The following is a 24,913-nucleotide window of genomic DNA, read 5'->3' as shown; positions in this document are numbered from 1 at the left end:
TTGCAAGGGTGAACCGCGCCGGCTTCGCTTGTTCGTGCCGGGGCTTCTGGGCCACAGTCCCTTGGCCATAACGAAAAACAATCGGGAGTGCCCATGACTGTTACAGCGACCGCTACAGCCGCCCCGCAGGCCGCAAACGCGCCCCAGACCCCGGCTTTGCCGGAAGCCCGCCCCGAGACGCTCGGGCTGTCGCGGCCGCGTCTCCAGGCCATGTCGGACGCCTTCAAGCGCGAGATCGACAAGGGAACCGTTCCCGGGGTCACGGTGCTGGTGGCGAGGCGCGGCCAAATCGGCTGGTTCGAGGCGCTCGGCAAGCAGGGCCCGGCAGGCGCGACGCCGATGGCGCGCGATTCGATCTTCCGCATCTTCTCGATGACCAAGCCGATCGTCTCGGTCGGCATCATGGCCCTGGTCGAGGACGGTTACCTCTTGCTGAGCGATGCCGTCGCCAAATTCATCCCGGAGTTCGCGAGCCAGCAGGTCGGCGTCGTCAAGGACGGCAAGCTGGAGCTGGTGCCGCCGGTGCGGCCCATCACCGTGCAGGACCTGCTCCGCCACACCTCCGGCCTCACCTACGAGCACCAGGGCGACGGCCCCGTGCACAAGCTCTACCAGGAGTCCCGCGTCCGCAGCCGCAAGATCACCAACGCCGAACATGCGGAGCTGGTGGCGAGCTTCCCGCTGGTCTGCCAGCCCGGCGCGGAGTTCAACTACAGCCGCTCCACGGACATCTTGGGCCGCATCATCGAGGTTGTCAGCGGCAAATCGCTCGGCACGTTCCTCACCGAGCGCGTGCTCGCGCCGCTGCAGATGGTCGAGACCGGCTTCTCGACAAGCCAGGCCAATGCCGGCCGCCTTGCCGAGCCGTTCGCGGCCGACCCCTGGACCGGCGACAAGGTCGCGCTGTTCAACATGCTCGAACAGCCGGTGATGGAGTCCGGCGGCGGCGGCCTGGTCTCGACCACGATGGACTATGCCCGCTTCTGCCTGATGCTGCGCAATGGCGGCACGCTCGACGGCAACAGGATCATCGGCCGCAAGACGCTGGAGCTGATGGCCTCCGATCACCTCGGGCCAGGCGTGCCCACCAACGGCACGCTGCTGTCGCCCGGCCATGGGTTCGGCCTCGGCTTTGCCGTGCGCCGCGAGGCCGGCATCGCGCCCTTCCCCGGCAGCGTCGGCCAGTATTTCTGGAGCGGCATTGCCGGAACGTTCTTCTGGATCGATCCGAAGGAGGATTTGTTCGCAGTGTTCATGAGCCAGGGGCCGGGACAGCGCGACTACACGCGGACATTGGTGCGGGATCTGGTGTACGCGGCGGTGGAGTGAGATCTCGTGCCCCGGACGCGCTGCAACGCTTTTCGCGTTGCTGCGCAGAGCCGGGGCCCATGCCTCCGCAACCGCGCTCTCGGTTTTCTGGGGCCCCGGCTCTGCGGAGCAGCACCATAGTGCGTCGAAGACGCGCGTGAACGCGCTTATGGTGCTGCGCCGCGTCCGGGACATGAGAAACTCAGCGCGTCGTCAACCTCAACTGATCGTCGCGCCGCCGTCGATCACCATGGTCTGGCCGGTCATGAAGTCGCCGGCCTTCGAACCCAGGAACACGGCCGCGCCGGCGATCTCGTCGGGGATGCCGATGCGCTGTAGCGGCGAGCGCGAGGTCGAGGCTTTCAGGTTCTCCGGATTGTCCCACAGCGCTTTGGCGAAATCGGTCTTGATCAGGCCGGGCGCGATGCAGTTCACGCGAATGTTGTGCTTGCCGTATTCGCAGGCGAGATTGCGCGCGAGCTGCATGTCGGCGGCTTTCGAGATCGCGTAAGCACCGAGGATGGTCGAGCCCTTCAGGCCGCCGATCGACGAGACGATGATGATCGAGCCGTCATTGCGCTCGATCATCTGCGGCACCACCATCGAGATCAGCCAGTTGTTGGCAACGATGTTGTTGTCGAGGATTTTCCTGAACTGATCGTCGGAGATGCCGGCGAGCGGGCCGTAATACGGATTCGAGGCCGCATTGCAGACCAGCACGTCGATCTTGCCGAAGGCACGGTTGCTCTCGTCGACGAGGTTTTGCAGATTCTCTTTCGATGAGATGTTGGCGGCGATCGCAACTGCAGTGCCCTTGCCGAATCTTTCGTTGATGCTGTTCGCCACCTGCTCGCAGACGTCGGCCTTGCGCGAGGAGATCACCACCTTGGCCCCGTGCTCGGCCATGCGCTCGGCGATCGCGAGCCCAATGCCGCGCGTCGATCCCGTGATGACGGCGACTTTCCCCTTCATGTCGAACAAGGTCATGTTTCTCTCCCAGATTGATTTTCGTCTTCAGTGTCAGGCCAGCTTCTTGACTTCCGGTCCCGCCGGCTGATGCATTGCCGCGTGCGCGGGATCCGCGATCCACGGCTGCTGATTGACCATCGGCAGCCGCCAGAGCGTGCGCTCGGGGCTCGCGAAATGATCGAGCCGCGTCACCGACACATTGTCGATATCGAATGCGAGCCCCTGCTCCGGCCGGTCGCCGAGCGCAAGACCGACAGCCGCCTTGATGGTGCCGCCATGCGCGACCGCGATGATGTCCTGCCCTGCCGCCTCGCTGTTGATCCGCTCGATGGTACGCCGCGTGCGGTTGTAGAGGTCCATGAAGCTTTCGCCGCCGGGCGCGGGCTCGTTGATGTCGGCGAACCAGCTCGCGCCGACGGGGCGGCTCGCGATGAATTCGGCGCGGTTCATGCCCTGCCAGCGGCCGAGGTTCTGCTCGGCGAGCTCCGCTTCCCATTTCATCGACGCAGGCTTTGGGAAGCCAGCCGCCCAGATCGCCTCGGCGGTCTGATGGGTGCGCGTCAGATTGCTCGAATACCAGACCGCCTGGCGTGGCAGCACCTTGGCAACAGCGTTGAACACGTAGGTATCGCTGGTGTCACAGGCGATGTCGCTCTGCCCGTAGATGTTGCCGCCGTCGTTGCGCACCGGCGCGTGCCGGACCCACCACCATCGCGTGACGACCACGTTCGGCTTGTCTGCACCTGCCATCGAAACCCTTCCATCCCGTCTGATGTCGCTGTACGTGAGTAGCGAACGTGTCTCAAGACACTTTACCGTTTGAAATCTTGTTTGAAATTCCGTCGCGCGGCAAGCGTCGTGCGCGAGCAAAAGGGAGAAACGCATGGGCCGTCTGCAAGGCAAATCCGTCATCATCACCGGCGCCGGCAGCGGCATCGGTCGCGCGGCTGCGCTGCTGTTCACCAGGGAAGGCGGCAAGCTGATCGCGGTCGATCGCACCGAGGCGGTGAAGCAGACGGTCGAGGAGATCAAGCAGGCCGGCGGCGTCGCGGAGGCGATGGTTGCGGATGCCGGCTCCGAGCAGGACGTCATCGCAATGATCGACAAGGCGGTGAAGGCGCATGGGCGGCTCGACGTGATCTGGGCCAATGCCGGCGTCTCCGGCGGACTCGTGCCGCTCGCCGAGCAGACCGTCGAGCACTGGCAGGAGATTTTGCGCGTCAACCTGATCGGGCCGTTCCTCGCGGTGAAATACGCCATGCCGCACATGGTCAAGCAGCAGTCCGGCGCGATCGTGCTGACCGCCTCTGTCGCGGGTCTCAAGGCCGGCGCGAGCGGGCATCCCTATGCCGCGAGCAAGGCCGGCGTGATCAGCCTTGTGCAAACCACGGCCTATTCGCTCACCGGCACCGGCGTGCGCATCAATGCGGTCTGCCCCGGCCTGATCGAAACAGGCATGACCAAGCCGATCTTCGATCGCGCCAAGGAGCGCGGCACCGCCGACAAGATCGGCCAGCTCAACCCGCTGAAACGGGCGGGACAGCCGCACGAGCTCGCGGCGATGGGATTGTTCCTGGCGAGCGACGAGGCGTCGTACGTGAACGGCCAGGCGTTCCCGGTCGACGGCGGCTTGACCGCGTCGATGCCGTATACGGGCAAGCCGGTCTAGTTCGCACTCGTGTCCCGGACGCGACGCAGCGCGTAAGCGTTGCGGCGCAGAGCCGGGACCCAGCAAGCCCTGCGCTTCGCTGATGACACGCAATGACGGAGCGCGTGGGTGCTGGTTCGTAGGATGGGTAGAGCACTTGCGAAACCCATCATGCTTCCCCGCAGACGAAAGGTGATGGGTTTCGCTGCGCTCTACCCATCCTACAATCCTGCAGACACGGTTTCGCATCCTCGCGGCGCATCTCGCCCGAGCTTTGCTTTCACCTCTTCGCCCTCATCGAAAGAAGGCGCAGGGAAGACCGGGAGCCGGCTGGCTCCCATTGACCGCCATGCCAAGAGCAGACTGCGTGTGCCTGGTGCATAGCGGGGAAACAGGGCAACCGGAGACATCCCGGCCTTCCCTGCGCAGTGGTTGGAACGGCTTATGTCGTGCTCTCCCCGGGGAGCGATGCACTATTGCCCCCGTCGCCTTGCGGATGGCTGATGCGTATCGCCCGGTCGGACAGCACACATCACCGCAACACTTGGCGCACAGACCCCGGGCGCCAGGACCACACGATTTTGCCGTACGCGAACCGCACCCGTCGTTGACACGAGGTCTTCGCTCACGGCTCTCCGCCCTGCGAAGCTTTTCGCGCCGATGTGGCCCGCGTCCACCGCCGCCCGACCCGCGTTCGTGACGATCGCGATACGCCCCTCTTCCTTGGGCCGGGTTGCGCGTCACATACGTCATTTCCGAATTTCGGTAAAGCGGAATATTTTATCGACGTCGTCTTGACCCACGCCTTGGGTGTTTTGCCCGACGGACAACGCAAGGTTTGGTAGGCCTGCCTCGTCATTCCGGGGCGCGACGCAGTCGCGAGCCCGGAATCCATTTCACAGCATGTAACGCGGCCCGATGGATTCCGGGCTCGATGCTGCGCATCGCCCCGGAATGACGGCTGCGGTGTTGATTTGCCCCAGGGGACCTCACGTTGGTATGGTTCCTGCAGGCAACTCAGCCTCCATTCCCTGACAAGACCGAGATAATGCCAAGCTCAAGATCCGACCGCATCCGAAAACTCCTCGCCGACCTCGTCAGCTTCGACACCGTCAGCGACCGCACCAACCTGCCCCTGATTGCCCATATCGAGAGCTATCTCGCTTCGTTCGGAATCAAGGGCGAGCGCATCGTCGACGAGACCGGCGAGAAGGCTTCGCTGTGGGTCACGATCGGGCCGGAGGAGCGGCCGGGCTTCGTGCTGTCGGGCCATACCGACGTGGTGCCTGTCGTTGGCCAGGACTGGAGCCATGATCCGTTCAAGCTGGTGGAGCGCGACGGCAAGCTCTTTGGCCGCGGCACCACCGACATGAAGGGGTATGTGGCGGTGTGCCTTGCCATGGTGCCGGAGATGGTGGAGGCGAGACTCAAGACGCCAATTCATCTGGCGATCTCCTATGACGAGGAGATCGGCTGCGTCGGCGTGCGGCCGATGCTGCATGAGGTCGCGAAGAAGAGGATCCGGCCGCTCGGCGCCTTCATCGGCGAGCCCACCCAGATGCAGGTCATCATCGGCCACAAGGGCAAGCACGGCGTACGCGCCACGTTCCACGGGCTCGCACGTCATTCCTCGATCGCGCCCGACGGCGTCAATGCGATCGAATATGCCGCCGAGCTGATCGTCGAGATCCGCCGCCGCGCCGTGGCGCTCGCGGCCGTGCGATCGACCGACAGCCTCTACGACGTCCCGCATTCGACGCTGCTCACCAGCATCGTGCATGGCGGCGCGGCGCTGAACATCGTGCCTGATACCTGCACGGTGGATTTCGAATGCCGCGGCATCGGCATCACCGAGTCCAAGGAGGTGACGGATGCGATCGTCGCCTGGGCCAAGGCCGAGATCGAGCCGGCGATGAAGGCGCGGCATCCGGACTGCGGCATCGATTTCGAGGAGATCCTCGACTATCCCGCACTCGATACCGCCGCCGACGCCGCCATCGTCACGCTGGCCAAGAGCCTCGCGGGGCGCAACGACCATGCCAAGGTCGCCTTCGGCACCGAGGCGAGCCTGTTCGCCAGCATCGCCGACATCCCGTCAGTGGTGATCGGCCCCGGCGCGATCGCGCAGGCGCATACGCCTGATGAGTTCGTGGAGATGGCGGAGCTGGAGAAATGCGCGGGATTCGTGGAGAGGCTGATCGCGCATTGTGCGAAAGAATAGCCGGAGTTCGTAGTTGACTGGGTCCCGGCTCTGCGCAGCAACGCTACGCGTTGCAGCGCGTCCGGGACACGAGAACACGGTTTAATCCACGCTGAGACGATAAAATATGCGGTCTCGTGTCCCGGACGCGGTGCGACACGAAGTGACGCTCCGCAGAGCCGGGACCCAGAGTGCTTGGCGATATCTCATACATGCAATTATAAGTAGCGACACCCAGTCGATACCGATTGCACGGACGTGCCATACTTCGTCTACATCCTCGCGAGCAAACGAAATGGAACACTCTATGTCGGGGTTACCAACGATCTCGCTCGCCGAATGACCGCACACAAGTTCAAGCTCATACCCGGGTTTACACGGCAATACGACGTAACTCTGCTGGTCTACTTCGAAACCTTTGAGTCGGTGCTCGAAGCGCGAGCACGTGAACGTTCGCTGAAGCGCTGGCGGCGCGCGTGGAAGCTCAAGCTGATCGAAGACCTCAATCCGGATTGGCGCGATCTCACTGACGAGCTGAATACTTTGGCGACATGACTGGGTCCCGGCTCTGCGGAGCAGCACTTCGTGCTGCACCGCGTCCGGGACACGAGAGAAGCGTACTAAGCAAAAAAGCGCGGCCAGCGGCCGCGCCTTCGCTCTTGCTACACCGCGCCCGCCTTCTGCGCGTATTCCCACGAGGCCTTTGACAGCGGCACGGTGCGCTTGGCTGACTCCAGCGCCTTGGCGTTGGCGGCGGTGCCGTCGCGGACGCGGCCGGCGATGCCTTGGGTGATGCCGGCGAGACGGAACAGGTTGTAGGCGAAGTACCAGTTGAGATCGGGCACCGTCATCTGCGTGACGTCGCAATAGATCTGCGCGGCCTCTTCGAGGCTCGGGATGTTGAGCGCCTTGAGGTCGGCGCCCTCGAGGCCCGGCATGATCCACTGCATCAAGAGATAGGTGAAGTCGGCCATGGGATCGCCGAGCGTCGACAGCTCCCAGTCCAGCACCGCCTGCACGCGCGGTTCCGTCGCGTGGAAAATCATGTTGTCGAGGCGGTAGTCGCCGTGAACGATGGAGACGCGCGCCTGCTCCGGCACGGTCTTCGGCAGCCATTCGGCGACCTTCTCGAACTCCGGAATGTGCTGGGTCTCGGACGCCCGGTATTGCTTGGTCCACCGATCGATCTGGCGGGCAAAGTAGTTGCCGGGCTTGCCGAAGTCGCCGAGCCCGATGGCAGTGGGATCGAACATGTGGAGCTTGGCCAGCGTCTCGATCTTGCTGGTGAAGATCTTTCGGCGCGCATCCGGCTCCTGGCTCGGCAGCGTCGGATCCCAGAACACACGGCCCTCCTCCATCGACATGATGTAGAAGGCAGCTCCAATGACGCCGTCGTCCTGGCACAGCGCGTAGGCGCGCGCGACCGGAAAGCCCTGTTTTCCAAGGGCCGCGATGACGCGGTACTCGCGGTCAACCGCATGCGCCGATGGCAGCAATTTGCCGAACGGCTTGCGGCGCATCACGTAGGAACGGTTCGGCGTGTTGAGGCGATAGGTCGGGTTGGACTGGCCGCCCTTGAACTGCAGCACGACCAGCGGGCCTTCGAAACCTTCGACGTGCTCGCGCATCCAGGCTTCCAGCCGCAGCTCGTCGAAACGATGCCGCTCCTCGACCGGCTTGGTGCCCGAGAATTCTTCGTCCTTTCTGACGCCGTCAGCCACGATGACGCTCCCTCTTTTCATTGTCCGTCATTCCGGGGCGCCTCAGAGAGGCGAACCCGGAATCTCGAGATTCCGGGTTCTCGCTGCGCGAGCCCCGGAATGACGGTGAGGAGAGCACTGTTCGCGCTCTCCGCCGTTCTTAATGACTAGAGTTTGCATACTTCCGAAGTTCGAGTCTGGCAATGGCGCGGTTGTGCACCTCGTCCGGACCGTCGGCGAGACGGAGCGTGCGGATGTGCGCGTAGTCCTTGGCAAGGCCCGCTTCGTCCGACACGCCGGCGCCACCGAAGGCCTGGATCGCCTCGTCGATGATCTTCAGCGCCATGTTGGGCGCGGCGACCTTGATCATGGCGATCTCGGCCTGCGCCGTCTTGTTGCCGACCTTGTCCATCATGTCGGCCGCCTTGAGACACAGAAGACGCGTCATCTCGATGTTGGTGCGGGCCTCGCCGATGCGCTGCTCCCACACGCTGTGCTCGACGATCCTCTTGCCGAAGGCGGTGCGCGAGGCGAGCCGCTTCACCATCTTCTCCAGCGCCTCCTCGGCCTTGCCGATGGTACGCATGCAGTGATGGATACGGCCCGGACCGAGGCGGCCCTGCGCGATCTCGAAGCCGCGGCCTTCGCCCAGCAGGATGTTCTCCTTCGGCACGCGCACGTTCTCGAGCAGCACCTGGGCATGGCCGTGCGGCGCGTCGTCGAAGCCGAACACCGGCAGCATCTTCTCGACCTTGATGCCTGATGTGTCGAGCGGAACCAGGATCTGCGACTGCTGCTGGTGCTTGGCCGCCTTGAAGTCGGTCTTGCCCATCAGGATCGCGATCTTGCAGCGGGGATCGCCGACACCGGACGACCACCATTTGCGGCCGTTGATCACGTAATGGTCGCCATCGCGCTCGATGCGGGTCTCGATGTTGGTCGCGTCGGACGAGGCGACCGCCGGTTCCGTCATCAGGAAGGCCGAGCGTATCTCGCCGTCCATCAGCGGGCGCAGCCATTTCCGCTTCTGCTCCTTAGTGCCGTAGCGGATGAACACTTCCATGTTGCCGGTGTCGGGCGCGGAACAGTTGAAGACTTCCGAGGCCCAGGTGATGCGGCCCATCTCTTCCGACAGCAGCGCATATTCGAGATTGGTCAGTCCCGCGCCGCGGAATTCATCGTCCTCGTGCTCGGACGGCGGCATGAACATGTTCCAGAGGCCTTCGGCCTTCGCCTTCTTCTTGAGGTCCTCGAGGATCGGGATCACCTTCCAGCGGTCGCCGCTCTTGTCCTGCTGATCGTAGATCGGCACCGCCGGGCGCACGTGCTTGGCCATGAAGGACCGCACGCGGTCGAGCCATTCCTTCTGCTTGGGGGACATATCGAAGTCCATGGGACGCTCCTCTCTTTCGCTGGTCGTTTTGCGCCGGACTGTCCTCCCGCAAAGAGCGGCCCGCAAGCGCGAATGCGCGCGTTCACGGACCTGTCGAAACCCAGCCGCACTTGCGAACGAGTCCCGATTGCGGATTGACTTTTCCCGGCCTTCAAACGATAGTTTCATACAAGCGTTTGAATTGCAACTCCCTCCCTGAGGGCTCCCATGGCCAGCGATCATACGAGGTCTGCCATTCTCGCCGCCGCCGAACGGCTCTATGCCGATCGCGGCTTCGGCGACGTGACGCTGCGCGACATCGTCGCTGAGGCGGGCGTCAACCTCGCCGCGGTGAACTATCATTTCGGCTCGAAGGACGAGCTGATCGCGGAATTATTCGTCACCCGCTCGGTTCAGACCAACCGCGAGCGCCTGCGCGAATTGAAGGCGGCGGAGGAAGAAGGCGGCGGCCGCGCGCCGATCGAGGTGATCCTGCGCGCGCTGGTCGGGCCGACGCTGCGCGGTTGCCTGGGGCCGGAGAACCAGCGCTCGACCGCCGCGCGCTTCATGATCCGCGCCTCGATCGAATCCGTGCCGCCAATCCGGCGCATCAAGAACCGCGAGATCGACCATTTGCGCAAGTTCGTCGGCGCGATGCGCCGCGCCCTGCCCGAGCGCAGCGACGTCGATATCTATTGGGGCCTCAACTTCGCGCTCGCCATGGCGCATCACACCATCCGCGAGAGCGAGCGGCTGACCAAGCTGTCGGAGGGCAAATGCGACCTCGACGACGTCGAGGACGTGGTCGCGCGCGTCGTCAGCGTGGCGACGATGGCGCTGACGGCGGGAAAGGCCGAGGCCAAGGCGCCGGCGCGCGCGTTGGCCCGGGATGCGCGCTGAAGCTTCACATCAGCGCGATGCGCGTCGAAGTCTTATGGAAGCGCTGGCGAGCCTACGCCCGCTGCGGCATCTCCTCGGCCTCTTCCTTGGCGAGCAGCAGCAGCATCTCGATGCCCATCTCGCCTTCCTGCGGCGAGCGGATGAACTTGATCTCGTCGGCGCTCTGCCGCAGCGCGGCAATGATGGCGACGGCCTGATTGGCGGTGGCCGCCTCGGTCGCCAGAATGGCCTTCTGGTCCTTGGCCTGGAACCCGATCGTGTAGGACATTTGCTTCCCTCCCGCACTCAAGTGGAGAGATCGAACCAGAGTCTCGCGCGGAACGGAAGCCTGTGCGACTACGGACCGGGATCATCTGGGGATTGCGGCAAGCTTCAGGCAAGCCCCAAAAAAGGCGCACGCGTCCACGGCTGTCGCATCAGTCGCGCTGCCCTTGAATCCCGGCCTCTTGGCGGCGGGAACAGCGAGCGTCAGATGATGCCCTGCGTCTTCAGCTGCTCGATCTTGCCGGCATCGTAGCCGAGCTTGCCGCCGAGCACCTCCTCTGTGTGCTCCCCGAGCAGCGGCGGGGCGCGGTACTCCTTGATCGGCGTCTCCGACAAGGTGAGCGCGTTGCGGACCAGCGACAGAGCAGGCTCGAAGGGATGGTTGACCTTCACCCGCATGCCGCGCGACTGGACGTGCGGGTCGGCAAACACCTGCTCGAAATCGTTGATCGGCCCCGAGGGCACGCCGGCCTCCTCCAGCTTCTCCAGCCAGTAGGCTACCTTTTGCTTCAGGAACAGGCCGGCGAAGATCGCCATGATCTCCTTGCCGTACACGACGCGGTCGTTGTTCTTGACGAAGCGTGGATCGCTTGCGAGCTCGGGCGCGCCGAGCACGGCGCAGGTGCGCTGAAACTGGCCGTCATTGCCGACCACTACCATCAGCTCGCCGTCGGTGCAGCGGAACACGCCGGCCGGCATGCCGCCATTGCCCCAGGTGCCGCGACGCGGCGGGATCTTGCCGTTGACGAGATAGATCTGCAGCCAATGCGACAAGGATGCGATCACGGTATCGAACAGGCAGACGTCGATGTGCTGTCCCTGCCCGCCTCTGGCGTCGCGATGGTAGAGCGCCGAGAGAATTCCGATCGAGGCGTTCATGCCGGTCATGTAGTCGACGATCGACGGGCCGACCTTCATCGGGCCCTCGCCAGGCTCGCCGTCGATATGGCCGGTGACGCTCATCAGCCCGCCCATCGCCTGCAGGATGGCATCATAGCCGGCGCGCGGCGCATAGGGTCCGGTCTGGCCGAAGCCGGTCACCGAGCAATAGATGATGCCGGGATTGATCGCCTTGATGGTCTCGTAATCGAGGCCGTAGCGCTTGAGATCGCCGACCTTGTAGTTCTCCATGAAGACGTCGGCGTCCTTGGCGAGCTCGCGGACGATCGCCTGCCCTTCCGGCTTGGCGATGTTGACGGTGACCGACTTCTTGTTGCGGTTGGCGCAGAGATAGAACGAATTGTTGTTGTTGGCCTTGCCCTCGGGGTCGGTCAGGTAAGGCGGGCCGAAGGCGCGCGCGTCGTCGCCGGTGCCCGGCCGCTCGATCTTGATCACCTCCGCGCCGAGATCGCCCAGCATCTGGGCCGACAGCGGCCCGGCCAGCACGCGGGTGAGGTCAAGGATCTTGATGCCTGAGAGCGGCAGGGCCGACATGTCGATTTCCTCCGGGGAACTGGTGTTGGCGCGGCGGCTGAAAGCGGCCGCGCTTCCTGCGGATACCACCATTCTCGGGCCCTGAGCACTGCACTGGCGGCATACGGCTATCCTCTGCCGGGCTCAGGTCGCAACCGCCGGCATCCGTGGCCGGCGCCGAGCCAGCAGCATCAGGATCAGCACCGTCGCGCAGGAGAACACCAGCGTCAGGCCGAGCGCGCCGCGGCTGCCGAACGCGGTCAACAGGCCGACGAGCAGCGGCGGCGAGATCGCGGAGGCCAGATTGAGCGGCAGCGCGATCATCGACATCGCCTTGGCGAACTCGGCCTGGTCGTAGAACACGAGCGGGATGGTTGCCCGCGCCACCGCCATCGCGCCGCTGCCGGCGCCATAGAGCAGGATGAAGACCGCGACCGCCCAGGTGGCGCCCTCGCTCGTCATCAGCAGCAGCATGGCGACCGGCAAGGCGCTGCCCGCGACGAGCCCGGTGGTGATGCCGTCCCATCGTCCGCCGCCGAGGAAATCCAGCGCGCGGGCGCTGACCTGGATCACGCCCAGCATCGAGCCGAACAAAAGCGCCTGGGCCGGCGCCAGCCCCTCCGCCCGCAACAGCTCGATCAGGATCGCGCCGATGCCGAAATTGACGAAGGCGTTCAGCGTAATCGCGGCGACGACGAGGCCGAACGTGCTCCGTGCGATCGCGGGCGGCGGCGACCGCTTGGCCGGCGCAGCGTCATTGTCCTTTACGATCTTCCTGCGCGGCGCGCAGAACGCATAGAGCGGCAGGCTGACGAGAAGCATCATCGCCGCGTAGACCAGGCACGTCCCGCGCCAGCCGAGATGGCCGCTCAGGAACGAGGTCGTCGGCCAGAAGATGCTGCTGGACAGGCCCGTCACCAGCATCAGCGCGCCGATCGCGTTCTTGGCCTGCCGCCCCGCGATCTCGTTCAGCATGATATAGGCGCCGGTCGACAGGGTGGCGCTGCCGGCGATGCCGAGGACGATCCACGCGGCGAAATACAGCATCGGCTCGCGTGCCAGCGACAGCAGCACGAAGCCCGGCGCAGTGACGATCGTGCCGACCATCATGACCGTCCGCGCGCCATGCCGCGCAAATGACTTGGCGAGCAACGGGCCGCACAGCCCCATCGAGACGTAGAGGACGGACGTCCCGGCGAACACCGCCGGCAGGCTCATGCCGAGATCGGCGGCGAGATCGCGCCCGACGATGGCAGGAAGGCCGATCGTGCCCCATCCGACCAGCTGCGTGATGGCAAGCACCAGCAACACGCCGATCAGCCTGCCGTCAGATTTCAAGAACCGCATTCCAAACGTTCGCCTGCCCGGCTGGCACAGATTGCGCCTGTAGCACCTGTCTACTCGGAGACTCGGCGCACGGGAACGCCGGCCGCCGAATGGCAGGCGGCAGCCGGGAGCATGTCAGGACGAGGAAAGGCGCCCTACCCTGCCATGCCAAGCAGCGATCGCGCCTCAGTCGCGGTTGCAACGCGCCGGCCGTGGCGCGCGACCGCCTCGCAGGCCAAGGTCACGAGCTCGGCGTTGCTGGCCGCGAGGCGCGTCTTGTCGATGCGGATATTGTCCTCGAGCCCGGTGCGGACCGCGTCCGCGCCGCGGGCGAGCGCCCAGCCCATGACTTCGGCCTGATGGCGGCCGATTCCGGCTGCTGTCCAGGTTGCCTTCGGGATCAGCCGCCTGAGCTCGCCCAGGAGAATGTCGAGCACATGCTCGTCCGCCGGCATGGCGTTCTTGACGCCCATGACGAACTGCACGTGAGGACGCGCATCGATGAGGCCCGCCTCGATCAGGCGGCGGGCGCCATGCAAATGCGACAGATCGAAGATCTCGATTTCCGGCCGGATACCGTTCGCCTTCATGCTGGTGGCGAGCGTCTCGACCAGCGCGGCGCTGTTCTCGTAGACGATGGTCGGAAAGTTCACCGATCCCGTGGAGAGCGAGGCCATGTCGGGCTTGAGGTAGAGCGCCGATCCGCGCGCCGCGGGATCGCGTCCTCGCCCGCCGGTCGAGAACTGGACGATCATTCCCGGACAATGCTTCCTGATCCCCTCCTGCACCTGGGCAAAACGCTCGGGGTCGGAGGACGGCATCTCGTCATCGTTGCGGACGTGGATATGGGCAAGCGTGGCGCCGGCCTCGAAGGCTTGTTGCGTCGACTCGATCTGCTCGGAGGGCAGGATCGGGACCGCCGGATTGTCCTTCTTGCGCGGAACGGAGCCGGTGATGGCGACGGCAACGACGACGGGGTTCATCCCTAGACCTCATGATGATCGCGCTCGCGCGCACTAAGTCGAATAGACGTAGCGCAGGGAGCCATGCCGCTGCAAACTTCCTCGATCGCAGCGGCGTGGCTTCCTTGCGTCCCGTCAGGTGGGAATTGTGGCCGCATCGTTCGCCTCCGCACGCTGCCGCTCATAGTCGGCCCGCGGCATCGGCACCGCCTCGGGATTGCCGAGATCGTCGATCCTGATCCGATAGGTTTCACGGGCCGTGACGGCCGCCAGCGCCGCGATGACCGTGATGCCGAAGGCGATCGCCCCGACCGTCAGGGGAATGTTGGCCGAGCCAGGAGGCGCCACGGTCGCGAACAAGGCGGGCAGCAATGCGGTGATCGTGGTGCCGATGTTCTGCGAGATCGCCATCGCCGACACACGGGTGCGGGTCGGAAACAGCTCCGGATAGAAGCTGGGGAAGATCGCGTTGTAGCCCTGGTAGACCACGCCCCACATCAGCAGCGACAGCATGATGGCGAGTGGCACGTTCCGGATGCTGATGGCATAGAGATAGCCGAAGGCGAGCAGGCCGGAGAGCAGCGCGCCCACGATGATCGGAGGCTTGCGGCCGACCTTGTCGGAGAGATGGCCGACGAAGGGAATGACGATCACGGCCAGCATGTTGCCGAGCACCGGGATCCAGAGATAGACGTCCTTCGCAAACCCGATGCCATAGGCCGGCTGCACCGCATAGGCCGCGCCGAAGATGGTCGCAACGACCGGAATCACGTTCATCAGCGCCATGCAGATGACCCGGAGCATATCGGGCCAACTCAAGCGGATGGCCTGGACGATCGGAGCCCGCGGCGTTTCTCCGCGCTTCTCCTCTCGGGCAAAGGCCGGCGTTTCGTCGACCTCGCGGCGAATGACGTAGCCGGCGACGATGACGAAGAAGCTGAGCAGGAACGGAATCCGCCAGCCCCAGCTGTTGAAGGCCTCGGTCGGCATGTAGGCCGCCAGCGGCAGGAAGACGGCTGCCGCGAGAATTTGTCCGGCCTGCACGCCCTGAAGGGCGAAGCTCGCATAGAAGCCGCGGCGGCCGAACGGCGCATGCTCCAGGATCATCGAGCTCGCGCCGGAGATTTCGCCGGCAACGGCAAATCCCTGCACGAGGCGCAGCATCACGAGCAGGATCGGCGCCAGGATGCCGGCTTGCTGATAGGTCGGCAGCAACCCGACCGCCATCGTCGAAACGCCCATCAGGAACATGCAGACGATGAGCACGGTCTTGCGGCCATGCGTGTCGCCCCAATGACCGAGCACGAACGCCCCGATCGGCCGCGCGACGTAGCCGACGCCGTAGGTCGCAAGCGACGCGACGATCGCAACGGTCGGATTGTCGGAGGGGAAGAATATCTGCGGGAAGATCAGCGACGCCGCCGTCGCGTAGATGAAGAAGTCGTAATATTCGAGGGCCGACCCGATCCAGCCGCTTGCAGCAGCCTTCCTGGACTGGCTCATGTGATGGATCGCGCGCGTGGTAGCCATCAGAAAATTTTCCTCCCGATCTGTCTTGTTTGTGACGTCCCGTTGGCGGGCTTCGTTGGAAAATTCGGCAGCAATTCCCGGGCGCCCTAGCGGAGCTCCGCGAGCGCTTGGCACTGCCGATCGGTGTCTTGGGTGAGGAGGAGCATAGGCTTTCGCCGGGATAACACAATTACCCAGTTATGCGATAAACCTAACATGATGTTATGCGGGACGAACGCCCCTGCAGCGGCGATGCTCGGAGGACCACGAGCCAGCCGCCTCGATTTCAAGAGCCGGTGTGGAAATGATGCGGAATTGCCGCGGCGCGGTTGATCGCCTGATCAGTTCGCCGCCCAGAGCCGCGTCACGCGGTGTGGCCGGGATCGATGTGCTTCGGCGTCTTCTTCTCGCGCTGCGGCGTCATCTTGGCCGGATCGGGCGCGTCCGGTACGCCGCGCGGGCCGAGCTGGTCGCGCTGGATGTCGTCTTCGGAGCGGGATGGCTCGATGCCGTTGGGCTCACGGGGCTTGGTCATCGCGGCCTCCTTCTCTCGAATGCCCTTGCTGCCGTTCTAGACACCGAGCGCGTTGTCGCCGGCTTCGCGGCCGGGCACGCTGACATGCACTTCGTGTCCTTCGCGGAGGGCCAGCGAGGCCGCGGCGACCGCGGACTCGAAGGCGGCTTCCTTGGTGGCGTATCGGCTCTTGACGTCGCCGTCATGCAGCACGCCCCATTCGTCCTGCACCGGCACGATGGCGTATTGCGCGAGACCCATTGTCCAACTCCTGGCTTTGCGTTCGAAAGACCGTCTGACCTCTCAACGCGGGACCGGGCTTAACGTTGCGTTAGCTGCGGACGTGTCGCGCTCACCCGCCACACCGTGTTGCCGCTGTCGTCCGCGACCAGAAGCGCGCCTGATTTGTCGATGGCGACACCGACGGGGCGGCCGCGCGCCTGGTTGTCGCTGTTGAGGAACCCCGTGACGACGTCCTGCGGCGGGCCGCTCGGCTTGCCGTCCGCGAACGGCACGAATACGACCTTGTAGCCGTTGAGCACCTGCCTGTTCCAGCTGCCGTGCTCGCCGACGAAGGCGCCGCCCCGATAGGCAGCCGGCAGGCTGGTGCCGGTGTTGAAGGCGAGCCCGAGCGGAGCGACATGCGAGCTCAGCGCGTAGTCCGGCACGATCGCCTTGGCGACGAGATCCGGCCGCTCCGGCTTGACGCGGGGATCGACGTGCTGGCCGAAATAGCTGTAGGGCCAGCCGTAGAAGCCGCCGTCCTTCACCGAGGTCATGTAGTCGGGCACGAGATCGGAACCGAGCTCGTCGCGCTCGTTCACCACCGTCCACAAAGCGCCGGTCTGCGGCTCGAAGCTGAGGCCGTTGGGATTGCGCAGGCCGCTTGCGAACACGCGCCAGCGGCCGCTGGCGCGATCGATCTCGAGGATCGCGGCGCGGTTGTGCTCGGCCTCCAGGCCGTTCTCGGTGATGTTGCTGTTGGAGCCGACGCCGGCATAGAGCTTCGCGCCGTCGGGGCTGGCGACCAGGCTCTTGGTCCAGTGATGGTTGATCGGACCGCCCGGCAGCGGCGTCAGCACCGTGCCGGGCGCGGTGATCTTCGTATCCCCTTCCGTGTAGGGATATCTGACGATGGCATCGGTGTTGGCGACGTAGAGATCGTTGCCGACCAGCGCGACGCCGAAGGGTGAGTTGAGATGGTCGAGGAAGACGCTTTGCGTCTCCGGCACGCCGTCCCCGTTGCTGTCGCGCAGCAGCGTGATGCGGTTGCTCGCGCCGCTGTCGCCGCCGGAGGTCGCCCAGGACTCGACGAAGCCCATCACGATCTCCTTGGGCCGCTTGATCGGGGCGCCCTTCGGCGCCTTGGATTCCACCACCAGCACGTCGCCATTGGGAAGGACATAGAGGAAGCGCGGGTGCTGCAGGCCCGTGGCGAAGGCCTTGGCCTGCAGGCCCTGCGCGACCGTCGGGACCTCGTCCTTCTTCCAGCCGACGATGCGGGCGATGTGGATCGGCGGCAGCAGATATTGCTGGATTTCGGGAAGTGCCGGGTTGGCGCCGACCTGCGCGTTGGGATCGCCGCTGCCGTCGTTGCAGCCGGCCAGAGACAGCAGCGACGCGCAGAGCAGCGCGCGGACAATTGCAGACCTCATCGCGCAACTCCCACGCCGTGGCGATAGACCAGAGCCCAGCCGAGCCAGCCGGTGATCGGCAGGATCAGCACGGTGAGCGCGGACAGAATCAGCCCGCTCGGCCACACCGAGGTCCAGGCATCGCGCATGTGGATCATCAGGTTGAAGATCGCGAGGATCAGCGCCACGGCATTGCCGATCAGATGCGGCCAGGCCGGCGCCTGCGCCCGCACCAGCCGGCTGCCGAGGAAATCGGTCAGGCCCGCGATCGCCGCCAGCACGCCCAACATGACGCCGGCGAGCAGCAGCCAGGCGGAAAAGTTCGCCCACATGATCTCGGCGCTGGCGACATAGGCGATGTCGGTCAGCAGCGCCCCGACAAAACACGTGATCGGGATCGGCACCAGCATCGGATGAATCGGATGACCCGCGATCTGCGCGGTGGAGCGTACGTGCACGTCGTCTTGCACGGTTGGCCTCATGTGGCTTTCGCCCCGCCCGACCGGCCAACTCGCGCTCGCAGTGATGGTTCCTCAGACCCCTTCCCCGGGGCCGACACCTCATCGGGTCACCGCTCGATCGTTCCGGTGCGCCGAATCTTCTTCTGAAGGAGCACGAGTCCGTAAAGCAGGGCTTCAGCCGTCGGAGGACAGCCGGGCACATAGATGTCGACGGGCACGATACGATCACAGCCGCGCACGACCGAGTACGAATAGTGGTAGTAGCCGCCCCCGTTTGCGCACGATCCCATCGAGATGACGTAGCGCGGCTCCGGCATCTGGTCATAGACCTTGCGCAAGGCTGGTGCCATCTTGTTGCAGAGCGTACCCGAGACGATCATGACGTCGGATTGCCTGGGCGATGCGCGAGGAGCCGCGCCAAACCGCTCGATGTCGTATCGTGGCATCGACACCTGCATCTGCTCGATCGCACAGCACGCGAGGCCGAAGGTCATCCACATCAGAGACCCCGATCGCGCCCATGTGATGAGATCGTCGAGCGGGGCTACGAAGTAGCCACGGTCACCGAGTTGGTCCTGGACATTGTCGAAGGGCGCGCTTTCGTCGAAGGGAGCGTTTTCGAGATGGTTCATGGCGGTATCGCTCGCGAGCCCTGCCTGATGCTGCAAGCACGGCTCCGTCTCCCTGTTCCTAATTTCTTCTCTGTTTCCCTCGCTCCGAGCTCAAATGTCTTTTGCGCTCCGACTGGCAAGGAACAGTCTCGCGGATAAGCGGTTGACCGCCAAATCCGGAACTCGGGTCATCCCAAACCAAGCCATGGACGGACATCATGAAGATCGACAACTTCAAAGACCTTTACATCGCCGAGCTGCAGGAACTCGTCAGCATGGAGGATCAGCTGAGTGATGCACTCAAACGAATGGCCGACGTGGCGGTGCATCCCTCCCTGAAACTTGCCCTGGCCGAGCATCAGCAAGAGACGGTGCAACAAGCTCAACGGCTTCAGAACATCCTGCGGAGGCACGGCGCAGATGCGCGCGTGCACACCGATCAGGCCGTGGAATCGTTGATCGAAGAGACCGCGAAGATGATGAAGATGGTGACGCAGGATGACGCGACGCTGCGATGATCGCCTCGGCCCAGAAGCTGGAACATTACGAGATTGCCGCTTATGGCAGCGCAGCCGCTCTTGCCGGGCAGCTCGAGTTCAGGGAGGACCAGAACCTCCTGCACGACAGCCTGGAGGAGGAGAAGGCAACCGACACCATGCTGACGACGCTCGCGAAGGGCGAAGTCAATCTCGACGCTCTGGCAGCCTGACTTGGAACGTCGCTGGTGAGTCCTTGCTGACGGCCACGCGACTTCGGATATCCGCAAGCACGCGTGAAACCGGACAGTTGCGCTTGGCTTTTTCGTCGCGGAACTTGAATGTATTTATTCCAGGAACTGCCGAGGTTCTTCCCTACGCAAATCGCAATGGGTGCCATCTTCAAAGCAAGGTCTTCAAAACAAGGTTTTCAAAACAAGGACCCCGCCGGTTACCGAGGTAACCTGACGGGGCTTGTGAACGAACCTTTGATTTGGTTTATCCGCAGCTTTCGCTCTGGCTTCGCCATTTCATCGATCGCTCACTGAATAACCAACCGACGACCGCCACGGACGTTCCGGACGGCGGCCATTTTTAATGTTTCTGATCGTCCGTACTTGCGCAGGAGCACAAGGCGTGGAGCGGAGGAAAGCCGGGATCCTCGAGAAGATGGAACAGGGGCCCGCGCTTACTCTTCGGGCGGATACTTCCGATTGGAGCGGGTGAAGGGAATCGAACCCTCGTATCAGCTTGGAAGGGTGTCGAACTCTCAGCATTTTCAATGCCTGTTCGGACAAAATGCAGCTTCAGACGCCTCTGAACCTCAATAACTTTTCGGGCCTATCCGAACCCGATCAGCGCCCCTTATTCGTAGATTGCCCATCGGCGGCGCAACTCGTACCATAGCCTGCCAATCCGTTTTGCATAGCGGAAGCGAGCCATGCGTATTTTAAGAATTCTTGCGGTAGTCGTATTGATAGTCGCCAGCTTCGCCTTCGGGCCGACGATATTCTTTCATTTCTACCGACCACTTCCAAACCTAGCCGCCGGAATTTCCTCGCTCAGCAGCGATGCAGCGGCGCGTTCTGAATTGATCAGAAGGCTAAACGACAAATTCCCGCTGGGGTCATCGGACACGATATTGAAAGCCGAACTTGATCAGGAAGGATGGGGCCCGATCTACATAAGCGATCTTAACAAGCGCAAGCCTCCTACTCAGTACGTACGGTTCAAGCGTCACATCAGCCTGCTCTTCGTGGAGGTCGCCATTGTTTCGTGGAGATCAGACGACAATGGCAACTTGATCGAAATTGACGGCGGCTATTTCAGAGACGCTTCTTTCAAGCAAGGTTAAGCGCCGGGCGCACCAAACAAAGAGGGGCCTTTATCGGGATGAACACCAGCCTGCTTGTCCGAATGGAAAGCTGACAACGCGACAAGTGCCTGAAATCATTGGAGCGGGTGAAGGGAATCGAACCCTCGTATTCAGCTTGGAAGGCTGCTGCTCTACCATTGAGCTACACCCGCGTTACGGGCTCCCTAACACGGCCGGACGGCGGTCTCAACTGCCCAGGGGGTCGCTTTCCGGCGTCTTCCACCCCTCGCGAAACCGGCTCTGGTCCCTCCGGACTCACCGGCCCTTAACAGCGGCCGCAATGCAACCTATATTGAAACCTCCCGCAACCAACGAAAGGAGGTGATCCAGTGTCTTATCTCAAGCGCTGTCACCTCGCTGGGATCGCCCGCTAGGCTCTGAATAGGGCTTGGCCTCGGGGCGCTCTCAGCCCTGGACCAGCGAGCAAGAAATCGGGCGCGACGGGGCCTCCCGCCGCGCCTTTTCTTTTCGATTTCCTTGAAGCCTGGTCCGGGAGCCAGTCAGTTGGCGAGGGAGTTCAGTTCGTCCCTCAGGGAAGTTGAGTTACCTAAGATTGCGCAATTGCGGCTTGCCGCCAACTGGGTCCGGCTCTGCGGCGCGTCACTTTCGTGGCGCGCCTTGTCCGGGACACGAGATACCGGCTCGTCGCAAGGCGTCAGAAGCCGAAGATGCTGAACGCGCGCCGTCGTTTGCCGCGCCGGCTCTCGACGATCCGCTCGCCGCCGTTCTCGGCCGAGCTGCCGTAATAGCGGTGATGCCCGGCTTGGTCGTGCAGATCGGCCGGCTCCGACTGTCCCGCCCGCCGCGCGTCGCAGATGATCTTGGTGGTGTGACTCGACATTGCCGCCTCCAGCAAAAGCTTGTTGTTCGTGGTTCATCAGTCGCGAGGCGTTCCGGCGGCGTTCACATGGCAAGGGCGCAATCGGGTTTCAGGAGGGTTTCGCCGCTTGCCGGCCACGCAATATTTTGCTTCGGAAGTGTCGGCAGGGACTGCGGTGCCACGTCCTTGGGACTTGCGCAGAAAAGAAACGAGGTGACGATGCTGTACGCCATCCTGGCCTATCACGTGGAAGACGAAGTCTTGTCCTGGACGCCCGAGCAGGACGCCGCTGTCGTCGCCAAAGTCATCGAGGTTCAGGCGCCGCTGCGGGCCAGCGGCCAGTTTGGACCGGCGGCCCGGCTGGATGAGACCCGGAAGGCCCGCACCTTGCGAGGCCCCGGCGCGGGAATGGTGCTGGACGGGCCGTTTGCCGAGACCAAGGAGCAGCTTCTCGGCTTCCATTTGATGCAATGCGCCACCGAGGAGGAGGCGATCGCAGCGGCGCGGAAGCTGCGGGCGGTCAATCCGACGGCGGTGTACGAGATCCGCCCGGTCAAACTTTACGTGCCGGCCGATGGGTTCGGCGCGACATCCGGCTAGGCGCCCGGCCCGGTCCGGTTCGGAAGGAAGCGCCGGATCACGATGCCGCCGAAAGCGATGAACCACAGGAAGGGTGCGACCTGCGGCGCGAACGCCGCGACGATCGTGCCCGGGATGAACACCAGCAGCGGAAACAGCGAGGCCATGATTTCGGTGCGCCAGCCGCCGAGGATCGTCCACCACAGCCAGGCGTTGAGGCCCGCGATCGCGGTCAGATGCAAGCCGTAGAGGACGGCGACGGCGTTGCTCGTGCCCTAATTGGTGTAGAGGCCGTTGGTAACCGGCAGCAGCACGATCGAGAGCAGGAAGAACAGGTTGAGGATCACGTCGCCGCGGCTGCCGATCGGCTGGCGCGCCAGCCGGCGGTGATGGCTGATCCAGAACACGCCGGCAATGATGAAGCTCAGCGCCAGCCCGGCCAGCTTGCCGGAATAGACCTGGGCGAGCTCGCTCCAGCCAGGGGCGCTGGTGAACACCGCCGCTCTCGGCAGATCGTAGGCCAGCAGCGTCATGGCGACGCCGAAAATGGTGTTGCTGAGCGACTCCAGACGCCGCATCTCGAATTGGTCGGGCGTGAGCTCGGTCATTTCGCCGTGGGGTGCTGGAACCAAAGGGCCGTCTTCCCCTAAATCCTAATTCCAGTTCCGTCCAGCCGCATTGCGATTCGCGCCGGGATCGCCGAGTCTGTCCCTTTCACCGGGGCGATTCGTGGCGACATATCTGGACACGCTCAATGCGGAGCAGCGCCGCGCCGTGGAGCATGGCGTGGCCGAGGGTTCGACCGTGGGCGCCCCCCTGCTCGTCATCGCCGGTGCGGGCTCCGGCAAGACCAACACCCTGGCCCATCGCGTCGCGCATCTGATCGTCGCAGGCAGCGATCCCCGCCGTATCCTGCTGATGACGTTCTCCCGCCGCGCGGCCGCGGAGATGGCCGGCCGGGTCGAGCGCATCGCGCGCAAGGTGCTGGGCGAGAACAACGCCGCGATCATGCGCGATGCGCTGACCTGGGCCGGCACCTTCCATGGCATCGGCGCGCGGCTCCTGCGCGAATATGCCGAGCGGATCGGCGTCGATCCCGCCTTCACCATCCACGACCGCGAGGATTCTGCCGACCTGATGAACCTGGTTCGGCACGAGCGCGGCCTGTCGAAGACTGAGAGCCGCTTCCCCGCCAAGGGCACTTGCCTGTCGATCTATTCCCGCTGCGTCAATGCCGAGATGGAAATCGAGAAGGTGCTCGCCCAGCATTATCCCTGGTGCGCGGGCTGGGCCGCCGAGCTGAAGGGTCTGTTCGCCGCCTACGTCGAGGCCAAGCAGGCCCAGCACGTGCTCGATTACGACGACCTGCTGCTGTACTGGTCGCAGATGATGAGCGACGCGCTGATCGCCGAGGAGATCGGCGGCCGCTTCGACCACGTGCTGGTCGACGAATATCAGGACACCAACCGCCTGCAATCCTCGATCCTGCTGGCGCTCAAGCCCGACGGACGCGGCCTCACCGTGGTCGGCGACGACGCGCAGTCGATCTATTCGTTTCGCGCCGCCACGGTGCGCAACATCCTGGACTTTCCGCAGAGCTTCTCCCCGCGCGCGGAGATGATCACGCTCGACCGCAATTACCGCTCGACCCAGGCGGTGCTGTCGGCGGCGAACGGCGTCATCGGCCTCGCCCGCGAGCGCTTCACCAAGAACCTCTGGACCGACCGCACCTCGGGGCAAAAACCGCAGCTCGTCACCGTGCACGACGAGGCCGACCAGGCGCGCTACATCGTCGAGGCGGTGCTGGCGAACCGCGAGCAAGGCGCGCTGCTCAAGCACCAGGCGGTGCTGTTCCGCACCTCCTCCCATTCGGGTCCGCTGGAGATCGAGCTGACCCGCCGCAACATCCCCTTCGTGAAATTCGGCGGGCTGAAATTCCTCGATGCCGCGCATGTCAAGGACGTGCTGGCCTTGTTGCGCTTCGCCGAAAATCCGCGCGACCGCGTCGCCGGCTTTCGCATCCTGCATCTGCTGCCAGGCATTGGACCTGCGACCGCGCAGCGCGTGCTCGACCAGATGGCGGAGAGCACCGACCCGCTTGCCGCACTCGGCCGGCTGCCGGGGCCGGCGCGCACCGGCGAGAACTGGACCTGTTTCGTCCGCACGGTCGAAAACTTGCGCAATTCGGAATGGCCCGTCGATCTCGAACGGGTGCGGCTCTGGTACGAGCCGCATCTCGATCGCATGCACGAGGATGCCGAGACGCGCCGCGCCGATCTGATGCAGCTCGAACAGATCGCGAGCGGCTATGCCTCGCGCGAGAAATTTTTGACCGAGCTCACGCTCGATCCGCCGGATGCGACGAGCGACAAATCAGGTCCCCCCTTGCGTGACGAGGATTACCTGATCCTCTCCACCATCCACTCCGCCAAGGGTCAGGAATGGAAGTCGGTGTTCGTGCTCAACGTCGTCGACGGCTGCATGCCGTCCGATCTCGGCGCCGGCACCAGCGCCGAGCTCGAGGAGGAACGCCGCCTGCTCTATGTCGCGATGACGCGCGCCAAGGACGATCTCCACCTCGTCGTGCCGCAGCGCTTCTTCGTGCATGGCCAGGCCGCCAGGGGCGACCGCCACGTCTACGCGTCGCGTACCCGCTTCATCCCGGAATCCCTGGTCTATTTGTTCGAGCGCACCGCCTGGCCGAAGGCAGCGGCAGGCGCCGCGCGCACCGCGGCGCAGGGGCCGAAGATCGACATCGGGGCGAAGATGCGCGGGATGTGGCGGTAGGGCTGCCGCGATAGAGCCAACGGAAACCGAGCATTTCCGAAATGCTGCCTTGTGACGGTGCGGCTGCCCATTAAGTGTCGTTCAT

At 64.1% G+C, this 24,913-nt stretch carries 24 protein-coding genes, 1 tRNA gene and 2 pseudogenes; 10 read left to right on the top strand and 17 right to left on the bottom strand.

Going from position 1 to position 24,913, the window contains the following annotated elements; genetic code table 11:
• Positions 1–93: 93 nt before the first annotated feature.
• On the top strand, positions 94–1,329 hold the full coding sequence (locus HZZ13_RS31250) for a serine hydrolase domain-containing protein (RefSeq protein ID WP_197963324.1): 1,236 nt from the start codon (positions 94–96) through the stop codon (positions 1,327–1,329).
• A 198-nt stretch (positions 1,330–1,527) separates the two neighbouring features.
• Here the strand turns inward: HZZ13_RS31250 and HZZ13_RS31245 are convergent, their stop codons facing one another.
• Both HZZ13_RS31245 and HZZ13_RS31240 read right to left on the bottom strand, forming a co-directional pair.
• Entirely contained in the window at positions 1,528–2,295 is a 768-nt protein-coding gene (locus tag HZZ13_RS31245) for an SDR family NAD(P)-dependent oxidoreductase (protein WP_197963323.1), read from the bottom strand.
• 33 nt (positions 2,296–2,328) lie between these two features.
• Positions 2,329–3,027, bottom strand: a complete 699-nt coding sequence (locus tag HZZ13_RS31240; RefSeq protein ID WP_197963322.1) for a histidine phosphatase family protein — start codon at positions 3,025–3,027, stop codon at positions 2,329–2,331.
• A gap of 133 nt (positions 3,028–3,160) precedes the next feature.
• Here HZZ13_RS31240 and HZZ13_RS31235 point away from each other — a divergent pair, with 133 nt between their 5' ends.
• From HZZ13_RS31235 to HZZ13_RS31225, 3 genes are all read left to right on the top strand, one after another.
• Positions 3,161–3,946 (top strand): SDR family NAD(P)-dependent oxidoreductase, encoded by a 786-nt coding sequence (locus tag HZZ13_RS31235; RefSeq protein ID WP_197963321.1) that lies wholly within the window; start codon positions 3,161–3,163, stop codon positions 3,944–3,946.
• 1,027 nt (positions 3,947–4,973) lie between these two features.
• Positions 4,974–6,146 (top strand): acetylornithine deacetylase, encoded by a 1,173-nt coding sequence (gene argE / locus HZZ13_RS31230; protein ID WP_197963320.1) that lies wholly within the window; start codon positions 4,974–4,976, stop codon positions 6,144–6,146.
• A 237-nt stretch (positions 6,147–6,383) separates the two neighbouring features.
• Positions 6,384–6,680, top strand: coding sequence for a GIY-YIG nuclease family protein (locus HZZ13_RS31225; protein WP_197963319.1), 297 nt, complete (start codon positions 6,384–6,386; stop codon positions 6,678–6,680).
• A 107-nt stretch (positions 6,681–6,787) separates the two neighbouring features.
• Here the strand turns inward: HZZ13_RS31225 and HZZ13_RS31220 are convergent, their stop codons facing one another.
• A complete protein-coding gene (locus HZZ13_RS31220; protein ID WP_197963318.1) occupies positions 6,788–7,846 on the bottom strand; it encodes a phosphotransferase family protein in 1,059 nt (352 codons plus the stop codon).
• Between the two features lie 139 nt (positions 7,847–7,985).
• A complete protein-coding gene (locus HZZ13_RS31215; protein ID WP_197963317.1) occupies positions 7,986–9,218 on the bottom strand; it encodes an acyl-CoA dehydrogenase family protein in 1,233 nt (410 codons plus the stop codon).
• 207 nt (positions 9,219–9,425) lie between these two features.
• Between HZZ13_RS31215 and HZZ13_RS31210 the strand changes: the two genes are divergently transcribed.
• Positions 9,426–10,097 carry a TetR/AcrR family transcriptional regulator gene (locus HZZ13_RS31210; RefSeq protein WP_197963316.1) on the top strand — a complete coding sequence of 224 codons (672 nt, stop codon included), beginning with the start codon at positions 9,426–9,428 and terminating at the stop codon, positions 10,095–10,097.
• Between the two features lie 52 nt (positions 10,098–10,149).
• On the opposite strand, the gene HZZ13_RS31205 is transcribed toward HZZ13_RS31210, so the two are convergent.
• The 10 genes from HZZ13_RS31205 to HZZ13_RS31160 all read right to left on the bottom strand — a co-directional run bounded on the left by HZZ13_RS31205 (position 10,150) and on the right by HZZ13_RS31160 (position 18,812).
• On the bottom strand, positions 10,150–10,365 hold the full coding sequence (locus HZZ13_RS31205) for a hypothetical protein (protein ID WP_036010888.1): 216 nt from the start codon (positions 10,363–10,365) through the stop codon (positions 10,150–10,152).
• Between the two features lie 200 nt (positions 10,366–10,565).
• Positions 10,566–11,795, bottom strand: a complete 1,230-nt coding sequence (locus HZZ13_RS31200) for a CaiB/BaiF CoA transferase family protein (RefSeq protein ID WP_197963315.1) — start codon at positions 11,793–11,795, stop codon at positions 10,566–10,568.
• A 123-nt stretch (positions 11,796–11,918) separates the two neighbouring features.
• Positions 11,919–13,121 (bottom strand): MFS transporter, encoded by a 1,203-nt coding sequence (locus tag HZZ13_RS31195; protein ID WP_197963314.1) that lies wholly within the window; start codon positions 13,119–13,121, stop codon positions 11,919–11,921.
• A 134-nt stretch (positions 13,122–13,255) separates the two neighbouring features.
• Positions 13,256–14,083 (bottom strand): 3-oxoadipate:acetyl-CoA acetyltransferase, encoded by an 828-nt coding sequence (locus HZZ13_RS31190; RefSeq protein WP_197963313.1) that lies wholly within the window; start codon positions 14,081–14,083, stop codon positions 13,256–13,258.
• Positions 14,084–14,197: 114 nt separating this feature from the next.
• Positions 14,198–15,592, bottom strand: a complete 1,395-nt coding sequence (locus tag HZZ13_RS31185; RefSeq protein WP_197963312.1) for an MFS transporter — start codon at positions 15,590–15,592, stop codon at positions 14,198–14,200.
• Between the two features lie 343 nt (positions 15,593–15,935).
• Positions 15,936–16,106 carry a hypothetical protein gene (locus HZZ13_RS31180; protein ID WP_197963311.1) on the bottom strand — a complete coding sequence of 57 codons (171 nt, stop codon included), beginning with the start codon at positions 16,104–16,106 and terminating at the stop codon, positions 15,936–15,938.
• A gap of 36 nt (positions 16,107–16,142) precedes the next feature.
• A complete protein-coding gene (locus HZZ13_RS31175) occupies positions 16,143–16,346 on the bottom strand; it encodes a hypothetical protein (protein ID WP_061030115.1) in 204 nt (67 codons plus the stop codon).
• Positions 16,347–16,405: 59 nt separating this feature from the next.
• Positions 16,406–17,740 carry a PQQ-dependent sugar dehydrogenase gene (locus HZZ13_RS31170; protein WP_197963310.1) on the bottom strand — a complete coding sequence of 445 codons (1,335 nt, stop codon included), beginning with the start codon at positions 17,738–17,740 and terminating at the stop codon, positions 16,406–16,408.
• A complete protein-coding gene (locus HZZ13_RS31165; RefSeq protein WP_311972768.1) occupies positions 17,737–18,189 on the bottom strand; it encodes a DUF2231 domain-containing protein in 453 nt (150 codons plus the stop codon). The genes HZZ13_RS31170 and HZZ13_RS31165 overlap by 4 nt, the downstream gene beginning before the upstream one ends.
• A gap of 98 nt (positions 18,190–18,287) precedes the next feature.
• Positions 18,288–18,812, bottom strand: a complete 525-nt coding sequence (locus HZZ13_RS31160) for a NuoB/complex I 20 kDa subunit family protein (RefSeq protein ID WP_197963308.1) — start codon at positions 18,810–18,812, stop codon at positions 18,288–18,290.
• A gap of 197 nt (positions 18,813–19,009) precedes the next feature.
• Between HZZ13_RS31160 and HZZ13_RS37025 the strand changes: the two are divergent.
• The 3 genes and pseudogenes from HZZ13_RS37025 to HZZ13_RS31140 all read left to right on the top strand — a co-directional run bounded on the left by HZZ13_RS37025 (position 19,010) and on the right by HZZ13_RS31140 (position 20,621).
• A pseudogene (locus tag HZZ13_RS37025) lies at positions 19,010–19,500 on the top strand (YciE/YciF ferroxidase family protein).
• Between the two features lie 108 nt (positions 19,501–19,608).
• The gene (locus HZZ13_RS31145; protein WP_197963305.1) at positions 19,609–19,815 is read left to right on the top strand and encodes a hypothetical protein; all 207 of its coding nucleotides are present in this window, start codon (positions 19,609–19,611) and stop codon (positions 19,813–19,815) included.
• 392 nt (positions 19,816–20,207) lie between these two features.
• Positions 20,208–20,621 carry a hypothetical protein gene (locus tag HZZ13_RS31140; RefSeq protein WP_197963304.1) on the top strand — a complete coding sequence of 138 codons (414 nt, stop codon included), beginning with the start codon at positions 20,208–20,210 and terminating at the stop codon, positions 20,619–20,621.
• Between the two features lie 99 nt (positions 20,622–20,720).
• Here the strand turns inward: HZZ13_RS31140 and HZZ13_RS31135 are convergent.
• Positions 20,721–20,794: transfer RNA gene (locus HZZ13_RS31135), tRNA-Gly, on the bottom strand.
• Positions 20,795–21,297: 503 nt separating this feature from the next.
• A complete protein-coding gene (locus tag HZZ13_RS31130; protein ID WP_197963303.1) occupies positions 21,298–21,483 on the bottom strand; it encodes a hypothetical protein in 186 nt (61 codons plus the stop codon).
• A 198-nt stretch (positions 21,484–21,681) separates the two neighbouring features.
• On the opposite strand from HZZ13_RS31130, the gene HZZ13_RS31125 reads away from it, so the two are divergent.
• On the top strand, positions 21,682–22,062 hold the full coding sequence (locus HZZ13_RS31125; RefSeq protein ID WP_172783148.1) for a YciI family protein: 381 nt from the start codon (positions 21,682–21,684) through the stop codon (positions 22,060–22,062).
• Here HZZ13_RS31125 and HZZ13_RS31120 read toward each other — a convergent pair.
• Positions 22,059–22,649, bottom strand: a pseudogene (locus HZZ13_RS31120) (TMEM175 family protein). The gene HZZ13_RS31125 and the pseudogene HZZ13_RS31120 sit on opposite strands and share 4 nt — an antisense overlap.
• Before the next feature lie 121 nt (positions 22,650–22,770).
• Here HZZ13_RS31120 and HZZ13_RS31115 point away from each other — a divergent pair.
• Positions 22,771–24,828, top strand: coding sequence for an ATP-dependent helicase (locus tag HZZ13_RS31115; RefSeq protein WP_197963302.1), 2,058 nt, complete (start codon positions 22,771–22,773; stop codon positions 24,826–24,828).
• Positions 24,829–24,913: the final 85 nt, after the last annotated feature.

Source organism: Bradyrhizobium agreste (genome assembly GCF_016031625.1).
Taxonomy (GTDB): Bacteria; Pseudomonadota; Alphaproteobacteria; order Rhizobiales; family Xanthobacteraceae; genus Bradyrhizobium; species Bradyrhizobium agreste.
The sequence above is the reverse complement of the archived record's forward strand: the minus strand, read 5'-3'. Positions and strand labels throughout refer to the sequence as shown.

Bases quoted from the DNA above. Each gene is read 5' to 3' on its own strand.
- HZZ13_RS31250 (WP_197963324.1), top strand. From the start codon at position 94: ATGACTGTTACAGCGACCGCTACAGCCGCCCCGCAGGCCGCAAACGCG.
- HZZ13_RS31245 (WP_197963323.1), bottom strand. From the start codon at position 2,295: ATGACCTTGTTCGACATGAAGGGGAAAGTCGCCGTCATCACGGGATCG.
- HZZ13_RS31240 (WP_197963322.1), bottom strand. From the start codon at position 3,027: ATGGCAGGTGCAGACAAGCCGAACGTGGTCGTCACGCGATGGTGGTGG.
- HZZ13_RS31235 (WP_197963321.1), top strand. From the start codon at position 3,161: ATGGGCCGTCTGCAAGGCAAATCCGTCATCATCACCGGCGCCGGCAGC.
- argE (WP_197963320.1), top strand. From the start codon at position 4,974: ATGCCAAGCTCAAGATCCGACCGCATCCGAAAACTCCTCGCCGACCTC.
- HZZ13_RS31215 (WP_197963317.1), bottom strand. From the start codon at position 9,218: ATGGACTTCGATATGTCCCCCAAGCAGAAGGAATGGCTCGACCGCGTG.
- HZZ13_RS31210 (WP_197963316.1), top strand. From the start codon at position 9,426: ATGGCCAGCGATCATACGAGGTCTGCCATTCTCGCCGCCGCCGAACGG.
- HZZ13_RS31205 (WP_036010888.1), bottom strand. From the start codon at position 10,365: ATGTCCTACACGATCGGGTTCCAGGCCAAGGACCAGAAGGCCATTCTG.
- HZZ13_RS31200 (WP_197963315.1), bottom strand. From the start codon at position 11,795: ATGTCGGCCCTGCCGCTCTCAGGCATCAAGATCCTTGACCTCACCCGC.
- HZZ13_RS31195 (WP_197963314.1), bottom strand. From the start codon at position 13,121: ATGCGGTTCTTGAAATCTGACGGCAGGCTGATCGGCGTGTTGCTGGTG.
- HZZ13_RS31190 (WP_197963313.1), bottom strand. From the start codon at position 14,083: ATGAACCCCGTCGTCGTTGCCGTCGCCATCACCGGCTCCGTTCCGCGC.
- HZZ13_RS31185 (WP_197963312.1), bottom strand. From the start codon at position 15,592: ATGGCTACCACGCGCGCGATCCATCACATGAGCCAGTCCAGGAAGGCT.
- HZZ13_RS31180 (WP_197963311.1), bottom strand. From the start codon at position 16,106: ATGACCAAGCCCCGTGAGCCCAACGGCATCGAGCCATCCCGCTCCGAA.
- HZZ13_RS31175 (WP_061030115.1), bottom strand. From the start codon at position 16,346: ATGGGTCTCGCGCAATACGCCATCGTGCCGGTGCAGGACGAATGGGGC.
- HZZ13_RS31170 (WP_197963310.1), bottom strand. From the start codon at position 17,740: ATGAGGTCTGCAATTGTCCGCGCGCTGCTCTGCGCGTCGCTGCTGTCT.
- HZZ13_RS31160 (WP_197963308.1), bottom strand. From the start codon at position 18,812: ATGAACCATCTCGAAAACGCTCCCTTCGACGAAAGCGCGCCCTTCGAC.
- HZZ13_RS31145 (WP_197963305.1), top strand. From the start codon at position 19,609: ATGTATTTATTCCAGGAACTGCCGAGGTTCTTCCCTACGCAAATCGCA.
- HZZ13_RS31140 (WP_197963304.1), top strand. From the start codon at position 20,208: ATGCGTATTTTAAGAATTCTTGCGGTAGTCGTATTGATAGTCGCCAGC.
- HZZ13_RS31130 (WP_197963303.1), bottom strand. From the start codon at position 21,483: ATGTCGAGTCACACCACCAAGATCATCTGCGACGCGCGGCGGGCGGGA.
- HZZ13_RS31125 (WP_172783148.1), top strand. From the start codon at position 21,682: ATGCTGTACGCCATCCTGGCCTATCACGTGGAAGACGAAGTCTTGTCC.